Origin of the sequence: Mycetohabitans rhizoxinica HKI 454 (assembly GCF_000198775.1) — a bacterium.
Lineage (GTDB): Bacteria > Pseudomonadota > Gammaproteobacteria > Burkholderiales > Burkholderiaceae > Mycetohabitans > Mycetohabitans rhizoxinica.
Genome location: NC_014722.1, coordinates 1,414,035 through 1,432,418 on the forward strand (window position 1 = coordinate 1,414,035; position 18,384 = coordinate 1,432,418).

The following is an 18,384-nucleotide window of genomic DNA, read 5'->3' on the forward strand; positions in this document are numbered from 1 at the left end:
GTCCCGTTTTCATTCTATTGAGATTCACCCATTGCCATGCATGACAAAATCCTGATCCTCGACTTTGGCTCCCAGGTCACGCAGTTGATCGCGCGCCGTGTGCGTGAGGCGCATGTCTACTCCGAGGTTCATCCATACGATGTGGATGACGCATTCGTGCGCGAATTCAAGCCGAAGGGCGTGATTTTGTCCGGCGGTCCGAACTCGGTCACCGACACGGATGCGCCACGCGTGCCGCAGGCCGTGTTTGATCTAGGCGTGCCGGTACTGGGCATTTGTTACGGCATGCAGGCGATGGCGTTGCAACTCGGCGGCAAGGTCGAACTCGGCCACGTGCGCGAGTTCGGCTACGCCGAGGTACGTGCGCGCAACCATACGAAGTTGCTGGAGGCGATCGAGGATTTCACGACGCCGGAAGGTCATGGCATGCTGAAGGTCTGGATGAGCCACGGTGACAAGGTGGTTGAGATGCCGCCCGGCTTCAAGCTCATGGCGTCGACCGAATCATGCCCGATTGCGGCGATGGCCGATGAGGATCGCCGGTTCTACGGGTTGCAGTGGCATCCGGAGGTCACGCATACGATCAAGGGCCGTGACATGCTGAATCGGTTCGTGCTCGAGTTGTGTGGTGCGACACCGGATTGGGAAATGGGGCACTACATCGCCGAGGCGGTAGAGCAGATCCGTGCGCAGGTCGGTAACGAGCGGGTGATCCTCGGATTGTCTGGCGGCGTTGATTCGTCGGTTGCGGCGGCACTGCTGCACCGTGCGATCGGCGACCAGTTGACATGCGTGTTCGTCGACCACGGCTTGCTGCGGCTCAACGAAGCGGAGCAGGTCATGGAGACGTTCGGGCGGCACCTTGGAGTAAAGGTGATTCACGTCGACGCCAGCGACGCATTTATGAGCAAGCTTGCCGGCGTGACGGATCCAGAGCACAAGCGCAAGATCATCGGTGCGGAATTCGTCGAGGTGTTCCAGAACGAGGCCCGCAAGCTGACCGACGCGAAATGGCTTGCACAAGGCACGATCTATCCGGATGTGATCGAGTCGGCTGGCAAAGGCAAGAAGGGCGCGCATACGATCAAGAGTCACCATAACGTGGGCGGATTACCGGAAACGTTGAATCTGAAACTGCTCGAGCCGCTGCGCGAGTTGTTTAAGGATGAGGTACGCGAGCTTGGCGTCAAGCTCGGCTTGCCGTCATCGATGGTGTATCGGCACCCATTCCCTGGGCCGGGGCTGGGCGTGCGGATCCTGGGCGAGGTCAAGCGCGAGTTCGCCGATCTACTGCGCAAAGCCGATGCGATTTTCATCGAAACGCTGCGCACGACGATTGATCCGGATAGCGGCAAGTCATGGTATGAGTTGACCAGCCAAGCGTTTGCAGTTTTTCTGCCGGTGCGCAGCGTTGGCGTGATGGGCGATGGCCGCACGTATGACTATGTTGTCGCGTTGCGCGCGGTGCAGACGCACGATTTCATGACCGCGCATTGGGCACATTTGCCGTATGAATTGCTTGGGCACGCGTCGAATCGCATCATTAATGAGGTGCGGGGTATCAATCGCGTTGTGTACGATATTTCGGGCAAGCCGCCGGCGACGATTGAGTGGGAGTGAAACCGAGTCCTGCGGGGGCTATTGCCCCAGCTATCGGCAGTAGCCACGCCCGGCAGTCCACGTATCTGGCCCAGGCGCTGCAAACCCTGTTTTACGTGAAGCCCCGGCAACGAGGTGTCGGCTTCGATCACCAGGCATTCGCGCGCATGTATCCGGGAACTTGTCGCTCCACACGCCGTGCAGTGCGCAACGAGGCCTTTATGTTTCAGTGCAACGATGAGCCGATTGCTGATCATTTCCCATTCGACAATACGCATCATGGGCAAACTTTGACGACCGGCTCGTAGCCAGCGAGCGAGTGCGGCTGATACGGCGGAATCTCCAAATGCCATCAACCTTCCTTCACATCCTGATCCATCGACGGGCGTTCCCGTCAGTTGGACGCGGCGAAATCGTCGAGTTGAGTCGCGGGTGACAGGGCGAACGAAGCTCGCATGTCCCGAGCCTCATCGACGGGCGATCGCCCGAAAAACCGCTTGAACTCCCGGCTGAACTGGGATGGGCTCTCGTAGCCCACACGCGCTGACGCGGATGCAGCCGTCAAGCCGTCGCGGATCATCATCAGCCGAGCCTGATGCAAACGTGTCGATTTGATGTATTGGATCGGCGAGGTGAGCGTGACGGCGCGAAAGTTGGCATGGAAAGCTGGCACGCTCATTCCAGCCTCTTTCGCGAGAGCACTGACATCCAATGGTTGGGCATAGTCGGCGTGGATCCGGCGCAGCGCCTTCGCCACTCTCCCAAATCGACCCTGATGGGCGAGTGCCGCCCTCAGTGCCGCGCCTTGCTGCCCGACCAGTACCCGATAACAGATTTCACGCACGATCGCGGGCCCTAATACCTGTGCATCGAGGGGGGACGTCAATGCCCGAAGCAGGCGTAAGGTGGCGTCGGCCAGATCGCCGTCCAATGGTGTCGATAAGATTCCGAGCGGCGCGCCTTGCTGATGGCAACCTGACTGATCGATCGTCAGAATGAGGTCGGCCAACTCGGTCAAGTCGAGCCGCAGCGATACGGCCAGCATTGGCTCCGACTCGCTCGCCTCGGTTTCCGTGGAGAACGGTAATGGCACCGACAAAACTAGGTAATGCTGCGCATCGTACACATAGATTTGATCGCCGAGGAATCCCAGTTTGCGCCCCTGGCAGACGATCACGATGCTCGGCTCATATAGCACGGGCGTGCGCCCTAACGGCCGGTTAGATCGCATGAACCGCACGCCCTCCAGGGCGGACTGCGTGTATCCCTCGTTCGGCGCCAGGCGCTCGAGCAGGTTCACCATCTTTACGGAAATCGGATCGTCAGTAACTGTCACGAGGGCTTCTTTTCTGGCGGATAAGGCGAAGAAATTGTAACCGACCCGATCGACGGCACATCTCTACTTCGATAGGAATAGGCAACACTGTCATCGTCACGTGTATTTGCGTCCGCGCCTGCGGTTCATAAGATTGGTTATCGGCTGCACGGTTCAGCTCAAGTGCCGAAAGACGTCGCAACCGCTATCTCGTCTGTTCATGGAGATCGTGGTGCGCCCGACCGCAAGCCCTTATTGAACTGTCTATCTCGTTAGGAGCGTTTTTATGACTTTACAAGCTTCCACCAATCAGTCTTTCGACGGCAAGATCGCTATCGTCACCGGTGCCGCCAGCGGCATTGGGCTCGCTACCACGGAATTGTTGCATACTCAAGGCGCCAGCGTGATTGCCGTCGACCGGAGCGCCGATGTCGAGGCGTTGGCCAGGCCGGGAATCGTCCCGCTCGTTGCCGACGTCGCGCACGAGGAAAGTGCGCGACGCGCGGTGGCCGCCGCAATGCAGCAGTTTGGCAAACTCGATATTCTGGTCAATAATGCCGCGATCATCATCAATAAACTCGTTGTCGACATGACGCTTGAGGACTGGAACCGCGTGCAGGCCGTGAATTCCACGGGTGCATTCCTGTTCTCGCGTGAGGCCATGCGCGCGATGATGCCGGCACGCACAGGCGCCATCGTCAACGTGGGTTCATACGCGTGCTATCAGGCGTTTCCGCTTATCGCTGCGTACGCAGCGTCCAAAGGCGCGCTTGCCCAGTTGACGCGTGCCATGTCGCTTGAGGCGATCGATCACGGCATTCGCGTCAATGCGGTAGGGTCCGGCGACGCGGTAACAAATATCACAAACCACATCCACGAGGATGGTCCTGCATTTCTCGCCGAGCATGGCAAAAACGCGCCGATCAGACGCGCGGCACAGCCGCGCGAAATTGCCGAAGTGATCGCCTTTCTGGCGTCCGACAAAGCCAGCTATATCGTCGGCGCAGTCGTGATGGCGGATGGTGGAATGAGCGTAGCTCTCCAGTAACCATAGACCTCGAGCCCCATTTCATGGCTGCTTGAATGTCATTTCGTATAACTTATGTCGTAGCGCGGCTTGGCAGCGCCCGGTGACGGACGCTGCCTTAGTAGCAATGCATCGCAAAACTCAAGTGTGTGGTTGCCGATTAGTCGATGGCTAGCCGCCATCATTTGTTTGTCCTTGCCATGCAGCAAGCCGCGATCGACTGGATCCGGTCGGAACGCCGCCTAATCCGACATCAAGGCGACGGCAGGCTCGTCGCGGAGGACGAGATGTTCGACTTGCACGAACGCATGATGCGGCGGCGTTATTTGGCGGATGAGCCGAACCACTAGCGCCACGCGACGCTGAAAGATGTTACGCGACGCTGGAAGAATGCTTGAGCCGATCAAGAAACCAGCGGCCTGCGAAACCCGGCGGCGTGTCCTTGCGGTAGATTGCAAACATCGCGATCGGCGGGGTGTGTGGCTGAAAATGCTCGATTCGCAGCGGTACCAACTCGCCGGAAACGATATCGTCATGCACCATGGGCACCGGCATGTGCCCCCATCCGAAGCCCGCGCGCAGAAACGCGTGCTTGGCACCAAGATCGGCGAGTCGCCAGGTCAGCGGCGACAGTACGCCAAACGTCTTGCCCTCGGTCAATGTCGTACGATCAGTCAACACAAGCTGCACGTGTTCTTCAAGCTCGCGCAGTCGAATCACCCGCTTGATCGACGCCAACGGATGTGCTGGAGCCGCGACAGTGACCATTGGGACATCAAGCAGTTTTTCAGCATCCACCATTTTGGGCACGGCCGGCATCGAACCGCTGATACCGAGCCGACACTCGCGATCGAGCACCGGCCGCATCACCGCGCCCAGCGCCTCCACGTAGAGCCGCAATGGTGTGTGGGGAAACGCATCGCGGAACTCGCCAACGGCGGCCGTCAGCGAGGCCATCGGATACATGACGTCCACTACGACCGACAGCTCGGGCTCAAGTCCCTGCGCAATGGCTCGCGCCTTCGACTTGAAATCGTCCGCTGCGCTGACAACGAGGTGTGCCTGCACAAGCAGCGCAGTGCCTTGCTCAGTCAAGCGCGGATAGCGGCTGCTCCGGTCGAACAACTGCACATCGATCTGGTCTTCGAGGTTGGCGAGTGTCTGGCTCACGACGGATTGCGCGCGGCGCAGCCTTCGGCCGGCGGCGGAGAAGCTGCCTTCGTCTGCTGCCGCAATGAAAGTGCGCAACTGATCCAGGGATACGCCGTCCAGCATATATCGATTCCTTAGATGGTTTTTATCGAGAAATATAGGCTTCCGCGAAAGCTGTCAAGAATTTAACCTTTTCCCATGCCATTACCGAAAGAGATGTCCATGGAGCACGCCCCAGACAGCGTCCGGCAACGGGCAACTCGAACGATTGCGTTGCGCACCCATGGCCAACCGCACGGGCCACTTACGCGGCGGGTGAGCCCCGCGGGCATCGGTGAGCTGATCAAATCGTTCGTCTTTCTCGATGACTTCGACATCACGCCTTTCGGCTACACATCGTTTCGGGTGCACTCTCACTCGGGCATCGCGACGATCACCGTCTTGCTTAACGGTGACCTGCGTTACGCAGGCACAACCGGCGGCTTACCCACCCCGATACTCGGTTACATCGGTTCGATGACTCTCGAACTCGCGGCGAGCGTGCTACTAACCGTCGGTTACCACAGGCGGTTCATCGCGGCGTTGCGGGCCGTGTACTCGATCGTTACTGCATTGATCTTCCACCATGCGCTGAGTGATCAGAACCCGATGTTCCATTTCCTCAAGAACGTCGCAATGTCCGCAGAATTTTTTCAGGGGCGTGCGTTCGGAGCCGGCGCGTATAGTTTTGACAACCGCGAGAAGGCGTCCGACGTCGCCATCGCGTTGGCGCAGTAATGCAAGTCAGAACGCCGCCCGGCGTTTCGCGGGCCCTCTCACAGTTTCAACCCATGCGGCGCCCACATGGCACGCTTTATTACTCAAGGAGTTGCAATGGCTAAGGTCCTGGTTCTCTATTACTCTTCGTATGGCCACATCGAAGCGATGGCCGAGGCTGTCGCGCAAGGCGCACGTAACGCAGGTGCTCAAGTGGATATTCGCAGGGTGCCGGAGACGGTTCCCTCCCAAGTAGCGGTGAACGCTCACTTTAAATTGGCTCAGGTCGCGCCGGTCGCCAGCGTTGCTGAACTGGAGCACTACGACGCGATCATTGTTGGCACCGGCACGCGCTTTGGCCGTATCTCGTCACAAATGGCTGCGTTTCTTGATCAGGCCGGTGGGCTATGGGCTCGCGGAGCGCTGAACGGGAAGGTGGGCGGCGCGTTCACCTCATCGGCCACGCAACACGGCGGCCAGGAAACGACGTTATTTTCAATCATTACCAATCTGCTTCACTTTGGCATGACAATCGTGGGCCTTCCGTACAGCCATCAAGGGCAAATGAGTGTCGCTGAGATTGTCGGCGGTGCACCATACGGCGCCACGACCATCGCCGCCGGTGATGGGTCGCGTCAACCCACGGAAATCGATCTCGCAGGCGCCCGCCATCAGGGCGAACTGGTCGCCAGGACCGCTGCGAAGCTGTTCGGATAAGCCAGCGGCACGCATGGGCCCCGTTATTAGCCCAATCCGCGGGTTGCGCTTTCCCAATACGTATCACTAACCATTCGCTACCCGGACGTGCCGGGACAAGGAGAAGCCAAGGCTACGGAATTCGACGCAAAGGTCCGCCACATGCTCGCAGTGGGCGGGGGGATGACCCTTGGCAGCTTCGAGATTTAATCAATTTTTGACTGAGGAAATACCATGAGCACCGCTTCATAATTGCTACAGCAGCACTTCCATCTACTCGTTGACGACAATGCTGCGTGGCAGAAGCTGATTGCCGACGACATAGTGTGGGAATTGCCCTACGCAGCTGGTATCGGACATCCGACCCGGCTTAATGGCCGGGAAGAGGTTTTGAGCCACGTTTCCTGGTTCGTTAGCGCGGTCGCTGATTTCCGTTTCTTTGAACTGCGTATCGTCGCTGGGGCGAACCCCCAGCAGGCAGTTGCGCAGGTATGCGCCGAGGGCTTGATCAAACCGACCGGCCGAATGTACCGGCAGGAGTACGTGGTATTTTTGGATGCGCGGGCAGGCAAGATCGCACATCTGCGCGAATATTTTGATCCGATACAGGCCGCGAAGGCGCTCGATGCTGCCATTGTCGGCCTTGACTGAACAGCGTATTTATCACCTTTGGAGAAGCCTCGTGAAAGCTATTCGTGTTGCCGCCTACGGCGGTCCAGAATTGTTCTTACTATAGAGCATTGAAAGCCGCGTGCCGGCAACAGAGGTACTGATCGACATGGCCGGCACTTCGGTCAACCCGGTCAACTAGAAGCCGGATACAAAGCGCGGCCAAGGCGTCGGCGCCATCGGCACGCATTTCGCCACGCGGTCCGACGGCGCTCGGTTGTCTGCGACCGCGTTGCTTTATGAATCAGTATGACTAATCATTGATATGGACTACGTGTATCCGCTTGCCCGTGCCAGCGAAGCGATGGCAAGAAGCATGGCGCGTCATGTCCGCGGGAAGATCGTTATTCAGGCGACCCGTTGAGGTCGTGCAATCATTGAAACCATTTTGATTGAGAATCGGAGTGCATAAGCAAACCGATTATGCACGCTTATCCTGCAGTCGGTCGTGCTCAACGAGGACCAGAATCATGGCGTTTTTCTATTTGGAACTTGAGCAACCAACTCGTGTTTGATTCAAGCCAGTGGACGAGCGCGGCTATCGCTGATCGCTTGGCAGCGGCACGCAAAGCGTACGTTAGACGTCTGCGCTTAATTCGCAAAGAAGGGGAAAAACAGTATGCGACAACCAGCGGTTCCATTTGGGTGCGTAAGACGCCGCCCGCTAATTGCGTTGCGAACGACCGTTCATGACTGAACCGGGACGATCGTTTCGTATCCGCGATTTGCTTTCCCGCTTGCCGTACCGACCTTTCGTCATCGACTCGAAGGGACAAGCAGCTTTCTCCGGAGCGGACATTCATGACGATCCGGGACAAAGCCGCACAAGTCGAACTTGCAATCGGATTTTCGTCAACACATGAGTTTTTGTGCCTCTTGGACCGAGTTGGCCAAATTTTGACGTCCTGTGACTGTTTTTTAGTAACCGGGCCAGCCGGCGTCTAGTAAATTTTTTCGGAGGAGCGCGTACATCGTCTCGAAAAAGCGCGTGCATTGTCTTTATCGTAAAGCAGGGGCTCGCTGTGCGGCGCCGTCATCGGCGCCACGGCTGTATGGGACCCTTCACAAACATCCACATCGGTTTCTACTCAGACATTGATTAGATCTGGTTAGAATTGTATGCCACTTTTCGTATGCGATATGCTTGCCATGCAAGTTGTCATGCCTGCAACTCCCGAAGGCCTGCACACATTGCTGTGCGCTAACCACGGCGGTTGTTCGGCGCCGGGGACGGCGAAGAGATGGAGCAATCACAACTCAACTGGTAGGAGGTGGCCTAGTCCGCCCAATGTAAATAACATGCTGCCGCAGCCGTGCATGTCGAGGCGATATCTATGAACCAACAGCAAGCATTGCTTCCTTCGAAGATATGGAATGGACATCTGTTCGACGGCCAGTGGCGAGCAGGCAGTGCCACCGCGGCTGGGGTGGCGCCGGCGAGCGGCGCCGAATGGGAAGCGTTCACTCAATGGCAGTGGCTGATCGTCAAGGGGCAGGCACCTGCCTACCCACTCTGAAGAGGACTAGACCATGAATGCGTCGACAGAATTGCACGATATCACGGTGGCGGTGGTACGCGCTCCACAACAGCCTTTCACCATCGAACCGGCGCGTATTCGGGGACCACAGGGAGACGAAGTGCTGGTGCGCGTGGTCGCCACCGGCCTGTGCCACACTGACCTAATCATGCGTGACCAGTACTATCCTGTGCCGCTGCCAGCGGTACTCGGCCATGAAGGCGCGGGGGTCGTTGAGCAGGTCGGTCCGAATGTCAAAAACTTGAAGGCCGGTGACCATGTGGTGCTGACCTACGGCGCCTGCGGTCATTGCAACCCGTGCGCCAGCGGCCATGAAGCCTACTGCAAGGATTTCTATCCGCTTAACTTCGGTGGCAGCGATGCCCACGGCCATACCGCGCTGCAGACACCCGAGGGCGAAACACTACACGATCATTTCTTCGCCCAGTCCTCTTTTGCCACCTACGCACTCGCTCGTGAGCATAACGCCATCAAGGTGCCTACCGATGCGCCGCTGGAGTTGCTCGGTCCCCTGGGATGCGGCATCCAGACCGGCGCAGGCGCGGTGATCAATTCGATGAAGGTGCGCCCGGGCAGCAGCTTTGTCGCGTATGGCGCCGGTGCGGTGGGATTGAGCGCGGTGATGGCTGCGCGCGTGGCAGGTGCGACCACCCTCATTGCCATTGATGTCGTGCCTTCGCGGCTGGAATTGGCGAGGGAACTGGGGGCCACGCACACGGTGAACAGCCGAGAGGCCAATATCGTCGAGGCAGTACGCGAGATAACCGGTGGCGGTGCCGATTTCGCACTCGAATCCACTGGAACACCGGAAGTGCTCGAAGCCGGCATTGAGGCGCTGGGTGGCTTGGGTACCATCGGTATTGTCGGCGCGCCAAAGCTTGGCACCCGGGCCAGCTTCGACGTCAACAACTTGCTGCTAGGCGGGCGCAGCATCCGTGGCATCGTCGAGGGCGACAGCGTACCTCAGGTGTTCATCCCGCAGCTGGTCAAGCTCTATCAGCAGGGCCGGTTCCCATTCGACCGCCTGGTCAAGTTCTATCCTCTGGAACAAATCAATCAGGCCGCTGAGGACAGTATCAAGGGGATTACCCTGAAGCCCATCCTGCGCATGGCCGCGAACTGAGCAGTCCATGATGGCATTGAATTTCCCAATTGGGCGGGTTATGACTCAACCCGTGCGGCACGGGCAACCACCGGTTCCTCGGTGTTCAAGGTCACGCGCCGCTCCTTGCGACGATCGTGCTCGGTGTAATGCGGGGAAGTCGTAGACGCCGTACCGTAATCTTGCGACGTGGCAGAAATGCTCATGGCGCGGATGTCCCAGATGAGGGGCACCATGGCGAGATTTGATTGAAAACGCCCTTTAGATCAATCAATTATGTGTCGGTGGCGGAGAGAGGGGGATTCGAACCCCCGATAGGCTATTAACCTATACACGCTTTCCAGGCGTGCGACTTAAACCACTCATCCATCTCTCCGGGAACAGGGAAGTTTACCAGCAACGGAAATGCTAGACAAGGAGGTGGTGTCGTGAGCCCATGAATTGTCCGGGTTTGTAGCACGTCATGTGTCCATGCACCCCAAGTTCATCGTGGTGGGCTGCACCACGCATCCGGTCGAGCAACGCGAGGGCGGCAGCGGGATTGTGTCGCAGCCCCGCGTCAATGAAGTTGCATTGCGGTGCGCCTAGCGACGCAACAGCCTGAGCCCGTTGCCCACGACCAACAAACTTGCACCGACATCGGCGAACACGGCCATCCACATCGTACCGTAGCCGGCCAGCGTGAGCGCCAGAAATGCGCCCTTGAGCCCCAGTGCGACGACGATGTTCTGCGTCAGGATGCGACGCGTGGCCTTCGATAGCCGGACGAATACGGCAATCTTGCGCAGGTCATCGTCCATCAGGGCGACGTCGGCGGTCTCGATCGCGGCGCCAGCGCCCAATGCGCCCATGGCAAAGCCAATATCGGCGCGTGCGAGCGCAGGCGCATCGTTGATGCCATCGCCCACCATGCCCACCGCATGGCGCGCTCCGGCCAGTGACTCAATCGCGTGGCGCTTGTCGTCTGGTAACTGGTTGCCGCGAACCTCGTCGATGCCGGCCTGGGCCGCGATGGTCTGTGCGGTATGCAGATTATCGCCACTCAGGATGAGCGTGCGCACGCCGAGCTGATGCAACTGCGCCACGGCCTCACGACTAGTGGGCTTCAAGGTGTCGGCGAGCGCGAACAAGGCGAGAATGCGGTGTTCGTCCATTAGCATCACGACCGTCTTACCTTGCCGCTCTAAGCTGTCTAGCTTCGCGTCGAGCTTCGCATCGCAGCATCCGAGCGTTTCAGCCAGGCGGCGGTTGCCGAGCCAATAGCGCACGCCGTCGATAGTGCCGTGCACGCCGCGCCCGGGTAGTGCGCCGAAGTCGTCGACGACCAAGGGTTGCGAGCCGGCGGCACCGGCGGCAACGATCGCGGCGGAGACAGGATGGTCCGAGCGGGCGGCAAGGCTCGTCGCCAACTGGCGACAGCGCGCGGCATCGACTGCCGCACAAAGCTCGAAATCGGTTTGCTGCGGACGCCCCACGGTCAGGGTGCCGGTCTTGTCCAATGCGAGCCATGCCAGGCGGTGCCCTTGCTCTAGGTAGCGGCCGCCTTTGACCAGGATGCCGTGGCGGGCGGCCACCGCCAGCGCGCTGACAATCGTGACAGGGGTGGAGATGACCAGCGCGCATGGGCAGGCGATCACCAGCAGCACCAGTGCCTTATAGACTGACGCCGTCCACGCGGCTTGGCCAAGCAGCGGCGGCACGGCCGCGACCAGCAGCGCCAACGCCAGCACGATTGGCGTGTACACGCGCGCAAAACGGTCGACGAAACGCTGGGTCGGCGCCTTGGACGCCTGCGCCTGCTCAACCGCTTGCACAATGCGAGCTAGCGTGCTTTGCGTGGCGGGGAGGGTGACGCGATAGTCGAAAGACCCCGATGCATTGAGGGTTCCGGCATATACCGCGTCGCCGACCTGCTTGTCCACCGGCAGGCTCTCGCCGGTGATCGAGGCTTGATCCACCGCTGAGCGGCCGAACACGATACAGCCATCCAGCGCGATTCGCTCGCCTGGCTTCACGCGCACCCGTGCACCGGTTGGCACGGTGCGCGCGTCCACGACGCGCCAACTGCCGTCGGCTTGCTGCACAGTCGCCTTGTCGGGTGCGAGCGCAACCAGACGCTCGATCGCGCGCCGCGCGCGCTCCAGCGAGCCAGCCTCGATGCGTTCGGCGATCGCAAACAGCACCATCACCATGGCGGCTTCCGGCCATTGGCCCAGCGCGAAGGCGCCGGTCACCGCCACGCTCATCAACGCGTTGATGTTCAAATTGCCGTGGCGGATCGCGATCCAGCCCTTGTGGTATGTGCGTAGGCCGGCGCCGAGCACGGCGAGTGCTGCGAGTGCCGCCGTGATCCAGCCGGGCGCACCGAGCCAGGTTACCGTTTCGGCCGCCAGCGCGGCGGTGCCGGCCGCCACGAGCGGCCAGTGCCGTGCCGTATGCGTTGGCACCGGTGGTGGCACGGTGCGCGTGTCGTCGTGAGGTTGTACCTCGGGGGTGAAGCCGAGTGAGGCGAGCGCGGCGACGATGTCGTCCAGCGCGTCGCTCGGGTGCTCGACGGTCAATACCCGTTGCAACAGGTTGAACTCGAGTCGTTCGGCGGGAACGATCTTGTGCAGCTTCGAGCGGATCAATGTTTCCTCGGTCGGGCAGTCCATTTGTCGAATATGGATCCGCGTGCGTACCGTGTCGGTAGCAGCCATCTCGCCGCCGTTGCGCGCGCGCGCCGCCGAAGACGACTCTGCGCCTGGGCTGTACGCTGCCTGCGCAAGGGCATCGGTATGGCGACTATCGGCGTGTGGCAGGTTGCCGCCGTGCGGGCCGGCACAGCATGTGTCGTGCTTCCGGGTGGCGGCATGGGCGTGGCACGGCGCTTGCGAACGGCGCTCATGTTCGATATCGACTGACGTCGCTTGTGTGCCTCTAGCGGAATAGCGGTCGGCCATGCTGGTTTCCTCAGGTGATTTATGCTGTAGTACACACCTTAAAGCCACTTCAAGGTCAAGCTGACCAATGCGGGACAACGATGAAAATTGGCGAATTGGCAAAGCGGGTCGGATGCACGCCTGAAACGGTCCGTTTCTACGAGAAAGAAGGGTTGCTGCCGATGGCAGCGCGCACAGGCGCCAATTACCGCGCCTATGGTGAAGCGCATTTGGACCGGTTGCGCTTCGTGCGCAACTGTCGGGCACTGGACATGACGCATGACGAGATTCGCGTGTTGTTGCAGGCCGCGGATGCCCCGGCGCGCGATTGTGGCGCGATCGATGCGTTGGTCGATGAACATTTGCGGCACGTCAACATGCGAATCGACGAGTTACAGCAGTTGCGCGCACAATTGAGCGCGCTCCGCGAACGGTGTCGTGGCGCAAGATCCGTCCAGGATTGCGGCATTATGCGCGGCTTGGCGGCCATGGACAGCCCTGCCCATGTCCCCAAGCAGACTCATCTGGGCTGAACGCGCAAGGTGCGAGTTGCAACTCGGCGCGGGCCACCGCACATTAACAGAACCTCGTGCGCGTAGGTTTTTCACGAGCGGAATCAGTCCGTATTCTGCGGGGGAGGCCGATGCTGCGGGGAAGCCGATGGAAAGAGAACGGCTATCGGGGCTCGACATTGGGGGGCGAGGTCGTCCTCACCGTCGTGCGGCCACCTCATCCAGGTGCCGTAGCAAATTCGCTGGGTCCTCGTACACGCGCAGCGCACCGGCGCGCTCCAGTTCGTCCTGACCATAGCCGCCCGACAGCAGTCCGACACCGAGCGCGCGGCAGCGCTGCGCGGCGAGCATGTCCCAAATACTGTCGCCGACTACGATCGACGTCTCGATAGGCACGCCCAGCCGTTCAGCCGCGGCAATGAACAAGTCAGGATCCGGTTTGGCATAGCGCACGTCGTCGCGCGTCACAACCGGCACGCGCGACGGATCGATGCCCAATGCGGCTAAATTCTGCGCCGCCGTCTCCATCCGGCCGCTGGTCGCGATCGCCCAGCGCATGCCACTGCGCGACAACTGCTCTAGCAGTTCGCGTGCGCCGGGCAGCGGGCGCACCTGTGCATGGCGGCGCTGGTACGCATGTGCATGGCGTTGCCGCAGCCGCTCGACGCGCTCGGCGCTAAAGTCGCCCCCCGTCTCGCGCAACAGTTGATTCATGAACAGGCCACCGCTCATGCCGATGCGGCGGTGAATGCGCCATACCGACAGCTCAATCCCTTCGCTGTCCAGTGCCTCCTTCCACGCCAGTACATGGTGATAGACGCTGTCGACCAGCGTGCCGTCCAGGTCGAACAGAAATGATGACTCGATTCGCATAAGCGTCGGATTCCGTGAGTGAACGAACACAAAGCGTAAGAGCGTGGTGCACCGGGCGCAAGCCGGCTGCGCACGGCGCCAGCGTGAACGGCCCCGCGTGCCATTCGGGCCCCCGCCCTGAACCCGGCTGGCCAAAGCCTCGGTTATTAGAGCGAAGAAGGTGGTAACGGGGCGCAAGTTAATAGTGGGGCGCAAGGGCTATTCCCGCGAATCTTGCCTCGCGGCGTGGACATCCGGTCCGGTGTGGACGCCGCGCCGGCCAACACCTCGTGCGTCACAAAGAGCCGGGGCGCCCCTGGTGTTACACTTCGGCCATCTGCGAGCCAATCTGTCCCGTCCCTGATGAGCGGTTTTCCCCGACGCGCTTGCCGCCCGAATCATCCCATTCCGATTCTACGTTGTCTGTGCCTGTTGATCATGCTGACGGCGCTTACCGCTTGCAGCACGTTCGATCAGCAAAGCCCGGCACCGATCGTCGAAGGCACGGTGCAGGCGGTGCCCATGCCTGAAGCGGCGCCGCCGGAACCGCTCGCGCCGCCGGCACAATCCGAGCCCGAGCTGCATGAGGCGAAGGCCGATAGTGACCGCGCGGCGCCGAAAAAGCCGCACCGGCCGCCACAACGCACCACGGTGGCTGCGCCTTCGCCGCCACCAGCGCAGCCAGCGCCGGCGCCGCTGATCGCCTCGCGGCTGCTGTATCCGGGCCAGGTCAAGGGCCTGCTTGATACCGAGGTGCAACGGCCGGATGGCAAGGCCATCGGCCATGCCGTGGACTTGGTGGTCGATGCCAACGGGGCGCCGCGCGAGATCGTCGTCAACCTGACGGGGTTCATGGGGGTCGGGGATCGCAAGGTCGATTTCCCGCTTGGCGCGCTGCGGATCAAGCCGGTGGGGCCGCGTGCGGCTGGGGCGTTGGAGCTGGTGCCATCGCGCACGCCGGCGCAAGTCGGCAGCGCGCCATCGGGCACTGTGCCGTTGATGGACGCCACCGTGCAGCGCACCAACGGCTCTAAGGTGGGGCGCGTCGTTGACGTGCTGGTCGATGCGGGGCTGCGGCCGCAGGCCGCGGTGCTCGAGTTGGGTAACTTGATTAGCCCGGACCGGCGGCGGATCGCTGCCGATTGGTCAGCGCTGCGCTTCGTGACCCGGGACAAGGCCATCCAGTTGCTGTTGGACCTGTCGGACCCGCAGCTGGATGCTTCGCCGTCGTATGCGGCCAATCAGCCGATCCGTGCGGTATCGCCCGCACCCACCGCCGCGCGCGGCACGCCGGCCACGGCACAACAGCCGGTGGCCCCGGCAGGGCGGGCCTCCCGATGAGCAAGACTGTCATACCGGATGCACGGAGCCTGCGTGCGCTAGATGGCCTGAACTTCTTCCTTGCGAACGTTCAGACGGGGTTCGGACCGTTCATCGCCGCGTACCTGGCCACGCACAAATGGACCCAGGGAGAAATCGGCATCGCGCTGTCGGTGGGCACGATCACGGCAATGGTCAGCCAGGTGCCGGCCGGTGCGTTGATCGACGCGACGCAGAACAAGCGTGCCGCGGCGATGGCGGCGATCGTTGCAATCGCGATCTGCGCGCTGCTGCTGGCCGGCAGCCCGACGACGATTCCTGTGCTCGCTGCGGAGGTGTTCCACGGCTTTGCCAGTTGCATGTTGACGCCGGCTCTCGCGGCGTTGTCGCTCGCGCTGGTCGGCCGCCACGCGTTAGGCGACCGGCTGGGCCGTAACGCGCGGTTTGCCTCGATCGGCAGCGCGGTGGCGGCCGGGTTGATGGGATTGTTCGGCGAATATGTGTCAGTGCGCTCGGTGTTTTGGTTGACGGCTGCATTGACGCTGCCAGCCATTGTCGCGTTATACATGATCGATCCGTCTCATCTGGGTCCGGCGCGCGCCGCGCGCGACCTGCGACGGCGGCCCCTGCCGGCGGAGACGGCGACGGCGCCGCCGCGCGAGAGCATCGGCGAGCTGTTGCGGGATCGGCGCATGCTGACATTCGCCGCGTGCATCGTGTTGTTTCACTTGTCCAATGCGGCCATGTTGAATCTGGCGGCCGGCGAAGTCACCGCGCATATGGGCGACAACGTGCAACTGGTGATTGCCGCGTGCATCATCGTGCCGCAGATCATCGTGGCACTGCTCTCGCCGTGGGTTGGGCGCTCGGCGCAGCGATGGGGGCGCCGGCCAATCCTGTTGCTGGGCTTTGCCGCGCTACCGGTGCGGGCGCTACTGTTCGCTGGCATCACCACGCCGAGCCTGCTGGTGCCGGTGCAAGTCTTCGACGGGCTGAGCGCCGCGGTATTCGGCGTGATGCTGCCGTTGATCGCGGCCGATGTGGCCGGCGGCAAGGGCCGCTACAACCTGTGCATCGGCGTATTCGGCCTGGCTGCCGGCATCGGCGCGACGCTGAGCACCGCGCTTGCCGGACTGGTCGCGGACCATTTCGGTAACGGCGTGAGCTTCATCGGCTTGGCGGCAGCCGGCACATTGGCCGTGCTGCTAGTCTGGCTGGCGATGCCCGAAACGCGCGAGGCCGACGCAACGGACGCCGACATGCCGCCGCTCGCGCGTGACGTGTGAAAGGCATTGACGAGTGAAGACGCGGGGTTCAATGGCATAATATAGGGCTGTACCGATCGCGCAGCGCTTTGTCTTAATGACGGGCGGTGCACGGTGGGCTCCCGGCCTGCCTTGCCTTTTCATCCATCCCCTTCGTATTTGATGCAGCCATCGACTGCTCGCTTGGCCGAGCTCGACTTTTTTCGTGGCCTCGTATTACTGATCATCGTCGTCGATCACATCGGCGGCAGCATGTTGTCACGTGTGACGCTGCACACCTACGCGCTGTGCGATGCGGCCGAAGTATTTGTGTTTCTGGGCGGCTACGCCACTGCCATCGGGTGGACCACGCTCGCCGCGCGTTGCGATGAGGCCGCTGCGCGTCGGCGTTTCATCCGCCGTGCATGGGAAATTTACCGTGCTTTCCTCGTCACCGCCGGCTTGATGTTGCTCGTCAGCGCGATTTTGCGCGCGTTCAGCATCGAGGCGCCGAATATGGCGTCGTCTGACCTGGACGGGTTGATTGCGTCGCCTGTGGTGGTGCTGCGCGACATCTTGTTGTTTCGACGGCAGCCCTATTTGGCGTCCGTGTTGCCGATGTATGCGTTCTTTGCGCTGGCGGTACCGGTGATCATCCCGCTCGCGCGCAGCCGGCCCTGGTTGCTGGCGGCGTGCTCGCTCGCGCTGTGGTGCCTGGCCGGTGACGCGTACTGGCTGCTGCCGGCCGCCCAGGAGAACCGGTGGGACTTCAATCCGTTCGCCTGGCAAGCGATGTTCACACTCGGCGCGCTGGCACGCTGCCAGCCAATCTACGTTGGCCTGCGTCGTTTGCGCGCAGGCTGGGTTGTCAGCGTCGTCGCGCTGCTTACAGTGCTCGTCTGCGCGTATTGTAAATTGTCCGTCGATGGCGCGTCGTACAGTGTGATGAAGCGCGATTTGCAATGGCCCCGCGTGGTCAATTTTCGTCGCACTCGCCTGGCTGGTGACGAACCTGGTGCAATATGGCTGGATGCGTCGGCTGGCCGGATGGGTGCCGTGGATCGGCGTTGTAGGGCGCAAGGGCCTATTGTGCTTTGTGGCGGGTACGGTAATTTCGCTCAGTGTTGATTCGGTACTCTACTGGTGGACCGACGGGTGGCTCGATGTGCCGCTCGGGCTCGTCGCCGATGCAGTGGCGATCGCCTCGTTGCTGCTCGTGGCTGGCTGCGCAGATCCGCTCAAGCGATGGCTCGGGGCAGCCGCCGGTGCACGCCGCACGGCCGGCGCAGCTTGAGCGCGTACGTATCAACTTCGCGTGGCGGGCAACACGCTGCGGCCGTATAGTGAACCAACACGGCGAAGTCTGCAGATGCCGGCCTGCGGTCCGTCATGCCAGTGCGCCCGGCGGCACATCCTCGTTGCAGCGCCGCGCGAGGCTTGGTGTCGTCACCGGGCATGTCCGGCTGGCGCCATCGAAGTCGGAATGTGTGGCGCCGGAAACACATCTAATGAGTATTCCAGAAGTGTCGTGAACCGGTATATACGAGGTTTCGTAGTGGCGCGACACTGGAAGGGCCGCCGCGTCCGAGCCGCTCTCGTGACAGGATGTCCGCGACTGAGACCGTCAGGCCGGTATGGCAGACAGCGCGGCGCTCGCGCGGCAGCGCAGTGAGGATGTAAC

16 protein-coding genes, 1 tRNA gene and 1 pseudogene are annotated in these 18,384 nt (G+C 61.3%); 13 read left to right on the forward strand and 5 right to left on the reverse strand.

Translation table 11 applies throughout. The features are described 5' to 3' along the window. Window positions 1-36: 36 nt before the first annotated feature. Both guaA and RBRH_RS18775 read left to right on the forward strand, forming a co-directional pair. Window positions 37-1,620, forward strand: a complete 1,584-nt coding sequence (guaA, locus tag RBRH_RS06590) for a glutamine-hydrolyzing GMP synthase (protein WP_013435284.1) — start codon at window positions 37-39, stop codon at window positions 1,618-1,620. Then, on the forward strand, window positions 1,617-1,907 hold the full coding sequence (locus RBRH_RS18775; protein WP_041753501.1) for a hypothetical protein: 291 nt from the start codon (window positions 1,617-1,619) through the stop codon (window positions 1,905-1,907). The genes guaA and RBRH_RS18775 overlap by 4 nt, the downstream gene beginning before the upstream one ends. A gap of 86 nt (window positions 1,908-1,993) precedes the next feature. Here RBRH_RS18775 and RBRH_RS06600 read toward each other — a convergent pair whose 3' ends face one another. Further along, on the reverse strand, window positions 1,994-2,902 hold the full coding sequence (locus tag RBRH_RS06600; RefSeq protein ID WP_041753502.1) for an AraC family transcriptional regulator: 909 nt from the start codon (window positions 2,900-2,902) through the stop codon (window positions 1,994-1,996). Between the two features lie 298 nt (window positions 2,903-3,200). Between RBRH_RS06600 and RBRH_RS06605 the strand changes: the two genes are divergently transcribed. Both RBRH_RS06605 and RBRH_RS18780 read left to right on the forward strand, forming a co-directional pair. Then, entirely contained in the window at window positions 3,201-3,962 is a 762-nt protein-coding gene (locus tag RBRH_RS06605) for an SDR family NAD(P)-dependent oxidoreductase (protein ID WP_013435287.1), read from the forward strand. Between the two features lie 179 nt (window positions 3,963-4,141). Further along, window positions 4,142-4,291, forward strand: coding sequence for a hypothetical protein (locus RBRH_RS18780; protein ID WP_232509275.1), 150 nt, complete (start codon window positions 4,142-4,144; stop codon window positions 4,289-4,291). Between the two features lie 22 nt (window positions 4,292-4,313). On the opposite strand, the gene RBRH_RS06615 is transcribed toward RBRH_RS18780, so the two are convergent. After that, entirely contained in the window at window positions 4,314-5,216 is a 903-nt protein-coding gene (locus tag RBRH_RS06615) for a LysR family transcriptional regulator (protein ID WP_013435290.1), read from the reverse strand. Window positions 5,217-5,315: 99 nt separating this feature from the next. Between RBRH_RS06615 and RBRH_RS16210 the strand changes: the two genes are divergently transcribed. The 5 genes from RBRH_RS16210 (at window position 5,316) to RBRH_RS06640 (ending at window position 9,875) form a co-directional block, all read left to right on the forward strand. Beyond that, window positions 5,316-5,870, forward strand: coding sequence for a DoxX family membrane protein (locus RBRH_RS16210; protein ID WP_049786378.1), 555 nt, complete (start codon window positions 5,316-5,318; stop codon window positions 5,868-5,870). A 96-nt stretch (window positions 5,871-5,966) separates the two neighbouring features. Further along, the gene (gene wrbA / locus RBRH_RS06625; protein ID WP_041753503.1) at window positions 5,967-6,566 is read left to right on the forward strand and encodes an NAD(P)H:quinone oxidoreductase; all 600 of its coding nucleotides are present in this window, start codon (window positions 5,967-5,969) and stop codon (window positions 6,564-6,566) included. A 231-nt stretch (window positions 6,567-6,797) separates the two neighbouring features. Further along, on the forward strand, window positions 6,798-7,196 hold the full coding sequence (locus tag RBRH_RS06630) for a nuclear transport factor 2 family protein (RefSeq protein WP_013435293.1): 399 nt from the start codon (window positions 6,798-6,800) through the stop codon (window positions 7,194-7,196). Window positions 7,197-8,548: 1,352 nt separating this feature from the next. Continuing rightward, the gene (locus tag RBRH_RS06635; protein ID WP_041753504.1) at window positions 8,549-8,731 is read left to right on the forward strand and encodes a hypothetical protein; all 183 of its coding nucleotides are present in this window, start codon (window positions 8,549-8,551) and stop codon (window positions 8,729-8,731) included. 13 nt (window positions 8,732-8,744) lie between these two features. Continuing rightward, a complete protein-coding gene (locus tag RBRH_RS06640) occupies window positions 8,745-9,875 on the forward strand; it encodes an NAD(P)-dependent alcohol dehydrogenase (RefSeq protein ID WP_013435298.1) in 1,131 nt (376 codons plus the stop codon). 264 nt (window positions 9,876-10,139) lie between these two features. Here the strand turns inward: RBRH_RS06640 and RBRH_RS06645 are convergent. Together RBRH_RS06645 and RBRH_RS06650 are read right to left on the reverse strand one after the other, a co-directional pair. Beyond that, window positions 10,140-10,230 (reverse strand) — tRNA-Ser (locus RBRH_RS06645). 208 nt (window positions 10,231-10,438) lie between these two features. Then, entirely contained in the window at window positions 10,439-12,796 is a 2,358-nt protein-coding gene (locus RBRH_RS06650) for a heavy metal translocating P-type ATPase (protein WP_157864368.1), read from the reverse strand. 80 nt (window positions 12,797-12,876) lie between these two features. Between RBRH_RS06650 and cadR the strand changes: the two genes are divergently transcribed. Next, entirely contained in the window at window positions 12,877-13,308 is a 432-nt protein-coding gene (gene cadR / locus RBRH_RS06655) for a Cd(II)/Pb(II)-responsive transcriptional regulator (RefSeq protein WP_013435300.1), read from the forward strand. Between the two features lie 177 nt (window positions 13,309-13,485). Here the strand turns inward: cadR and RBRH_RS06660 are convergent, their stop codons facing one another. Then, complete coding sequence (locus RBRH_RS06660) at window positions 13,486-14,160, reverse strand: HAD family hydrolase (RefSeq protein ID WP_041753505.1); 675 nt, start codon at window positions 14,158-14,160, stop codon at window positions 13,486-13,488. A 342-nt stretch (window positions 14,161-14,502) separates the two neighbouring features. On the opposite strand from RBRH_RS06660, the gene RBRH_RS06665 reads away from it, so the two are divergent. The 3 genes and pseudogenes from RBRH_RS06665 to RBRH_RS06675 all read left to right on the forward strand — a co-directional run bounded on the left by RBRH_RS06665 (window position 14,503) and on the right by RBRH_RS06675 (window position 17,997). Next, a complete protein-coding gene (locus RBRH_RS06665; RefSeq protein ID WP_065757421.1) occupies window positions 14,503-15,480 on the forward strand; it encodes a hypothetical protein in 978 nt (325 codons plus the stop codon). Further along, window positions 15,477-16,745, forward strand: coding sequence for an MFS transporter (locus RBRH_RS06670; protein WP_013435303.1), 1,269 nt, complete (start codon window positions 15,477-15,479; stop codon window positions 16,743-16,745). The genes RBRH_RS06665 and RBRH_RS06670 overlap by 4 nt, the downstream gene beginning before the upstream one ends. Window positions 16,746-16,886: 141 nt before the next feature. Beyond that, window positions 16,887-17,997, forward strand: a pseudogene (locus tag RBRH_RS06675) (OpgC domain-containing protein). Window positions 17,998-18,384: the final 387 nt, after the last annotated feature.

Bases quoted from the DNA above. Each gene is read 5' to 3' on its own strand.
- guaA (WP_013435284.1), top strand. From the start codon at position 37: ATGCATGACAAAATCCTGATCCTCGACTTTGGCTCCCAGGTCACGCAG.
- RBRH_RS06600 (WP_041753502.1), bottom strand. From the start codon at position 2,902: ATGGTGAACCTGCTCGAGCGCCTGGCGCCGAACGAGGGATACACGCAG.
- RBRH_RS06605 (WP_013435287.1), top strand. From the start codon at position 3,201: ATGACTTTACAAGCTTCCACCAATCAGTCTTTCGACGGCAAGATCGCT.
- RBRH_RS18780 (WP_232509275.1), top strand. From the start codon at position 4,142: ATGCAGCAAGCCGCGATCGACTGGATCCGGTCGGAACGCCGCCTAATC.
- RBRH_RS06615 (WP_013435290.1), bottom strand. From the start codon at position 5,216: ATGCTGGACGGCGTATCCCTGGATCAGTTGCGCACTTTCATTGCGGCA.
- RBRH_RS16210 (WP_049786378.1), top strand. From the start codon at position 5,316: ATGGAGCACGCCCCAGACAGCGTCCGGCAACGGGCAACTCGAACGATT.
- wrbA (WP_041753503.1), top strand. From the start codon at position 5,967: ATGGCTAAGGTCCTGGTTCTCTATTACTCTTCGTATGGCCACATCGAA.
- RBRH_RS06635 (WP_041753504.1), top strand. From the start codon at position 8,549: ATGAACCAACAGCAAGCATTGCTTCCTTCGAAGATATGGAATGGACAT.
- RBRH_RS06640 (WP_013435298.1), top strand. From the start codon at position 8,745: ATGAATGCGTCGACAGAATTGCACGATATCACGGTGGCGGTGGTACGC.
- RBRH_RS06650 (WP_157864368.1), bottom strand. From the start codon at position 12,796: ATGGCCGACCGCTATTCCGCTAGAGGCACACAAGCGACGTCAGTCGAT.
- cadR (WP_013435300.1), top strand. From the start codon at position 12,877: ATGAAAATTGGCGAATTGGCAAAGCGGGTCGGATGCACGCCTGAAACG.
- RBRH_RS06660 (WP_041753505.1), bottom strand. From the start codon at position 14,160: ATGCGAATCGAGTCATCATTTCTGTTCGACCTGGACGGCACGCTGGTC.
- RBRH_RS06665 (WP_065757421.1), top strand. From the start codon at position 14,503: ATGAGCGGTTTTCCCCGACGCGCTTGCCGCCCGAATCATCCCATTCCG.
- RBRH_RS06670 (WP_013435303.1), top strand. From the start codon at position 15,477: ATGAGCAAGACTGTCATACCGGATGCACGGAGCCTGCGTGCGCTAGAT.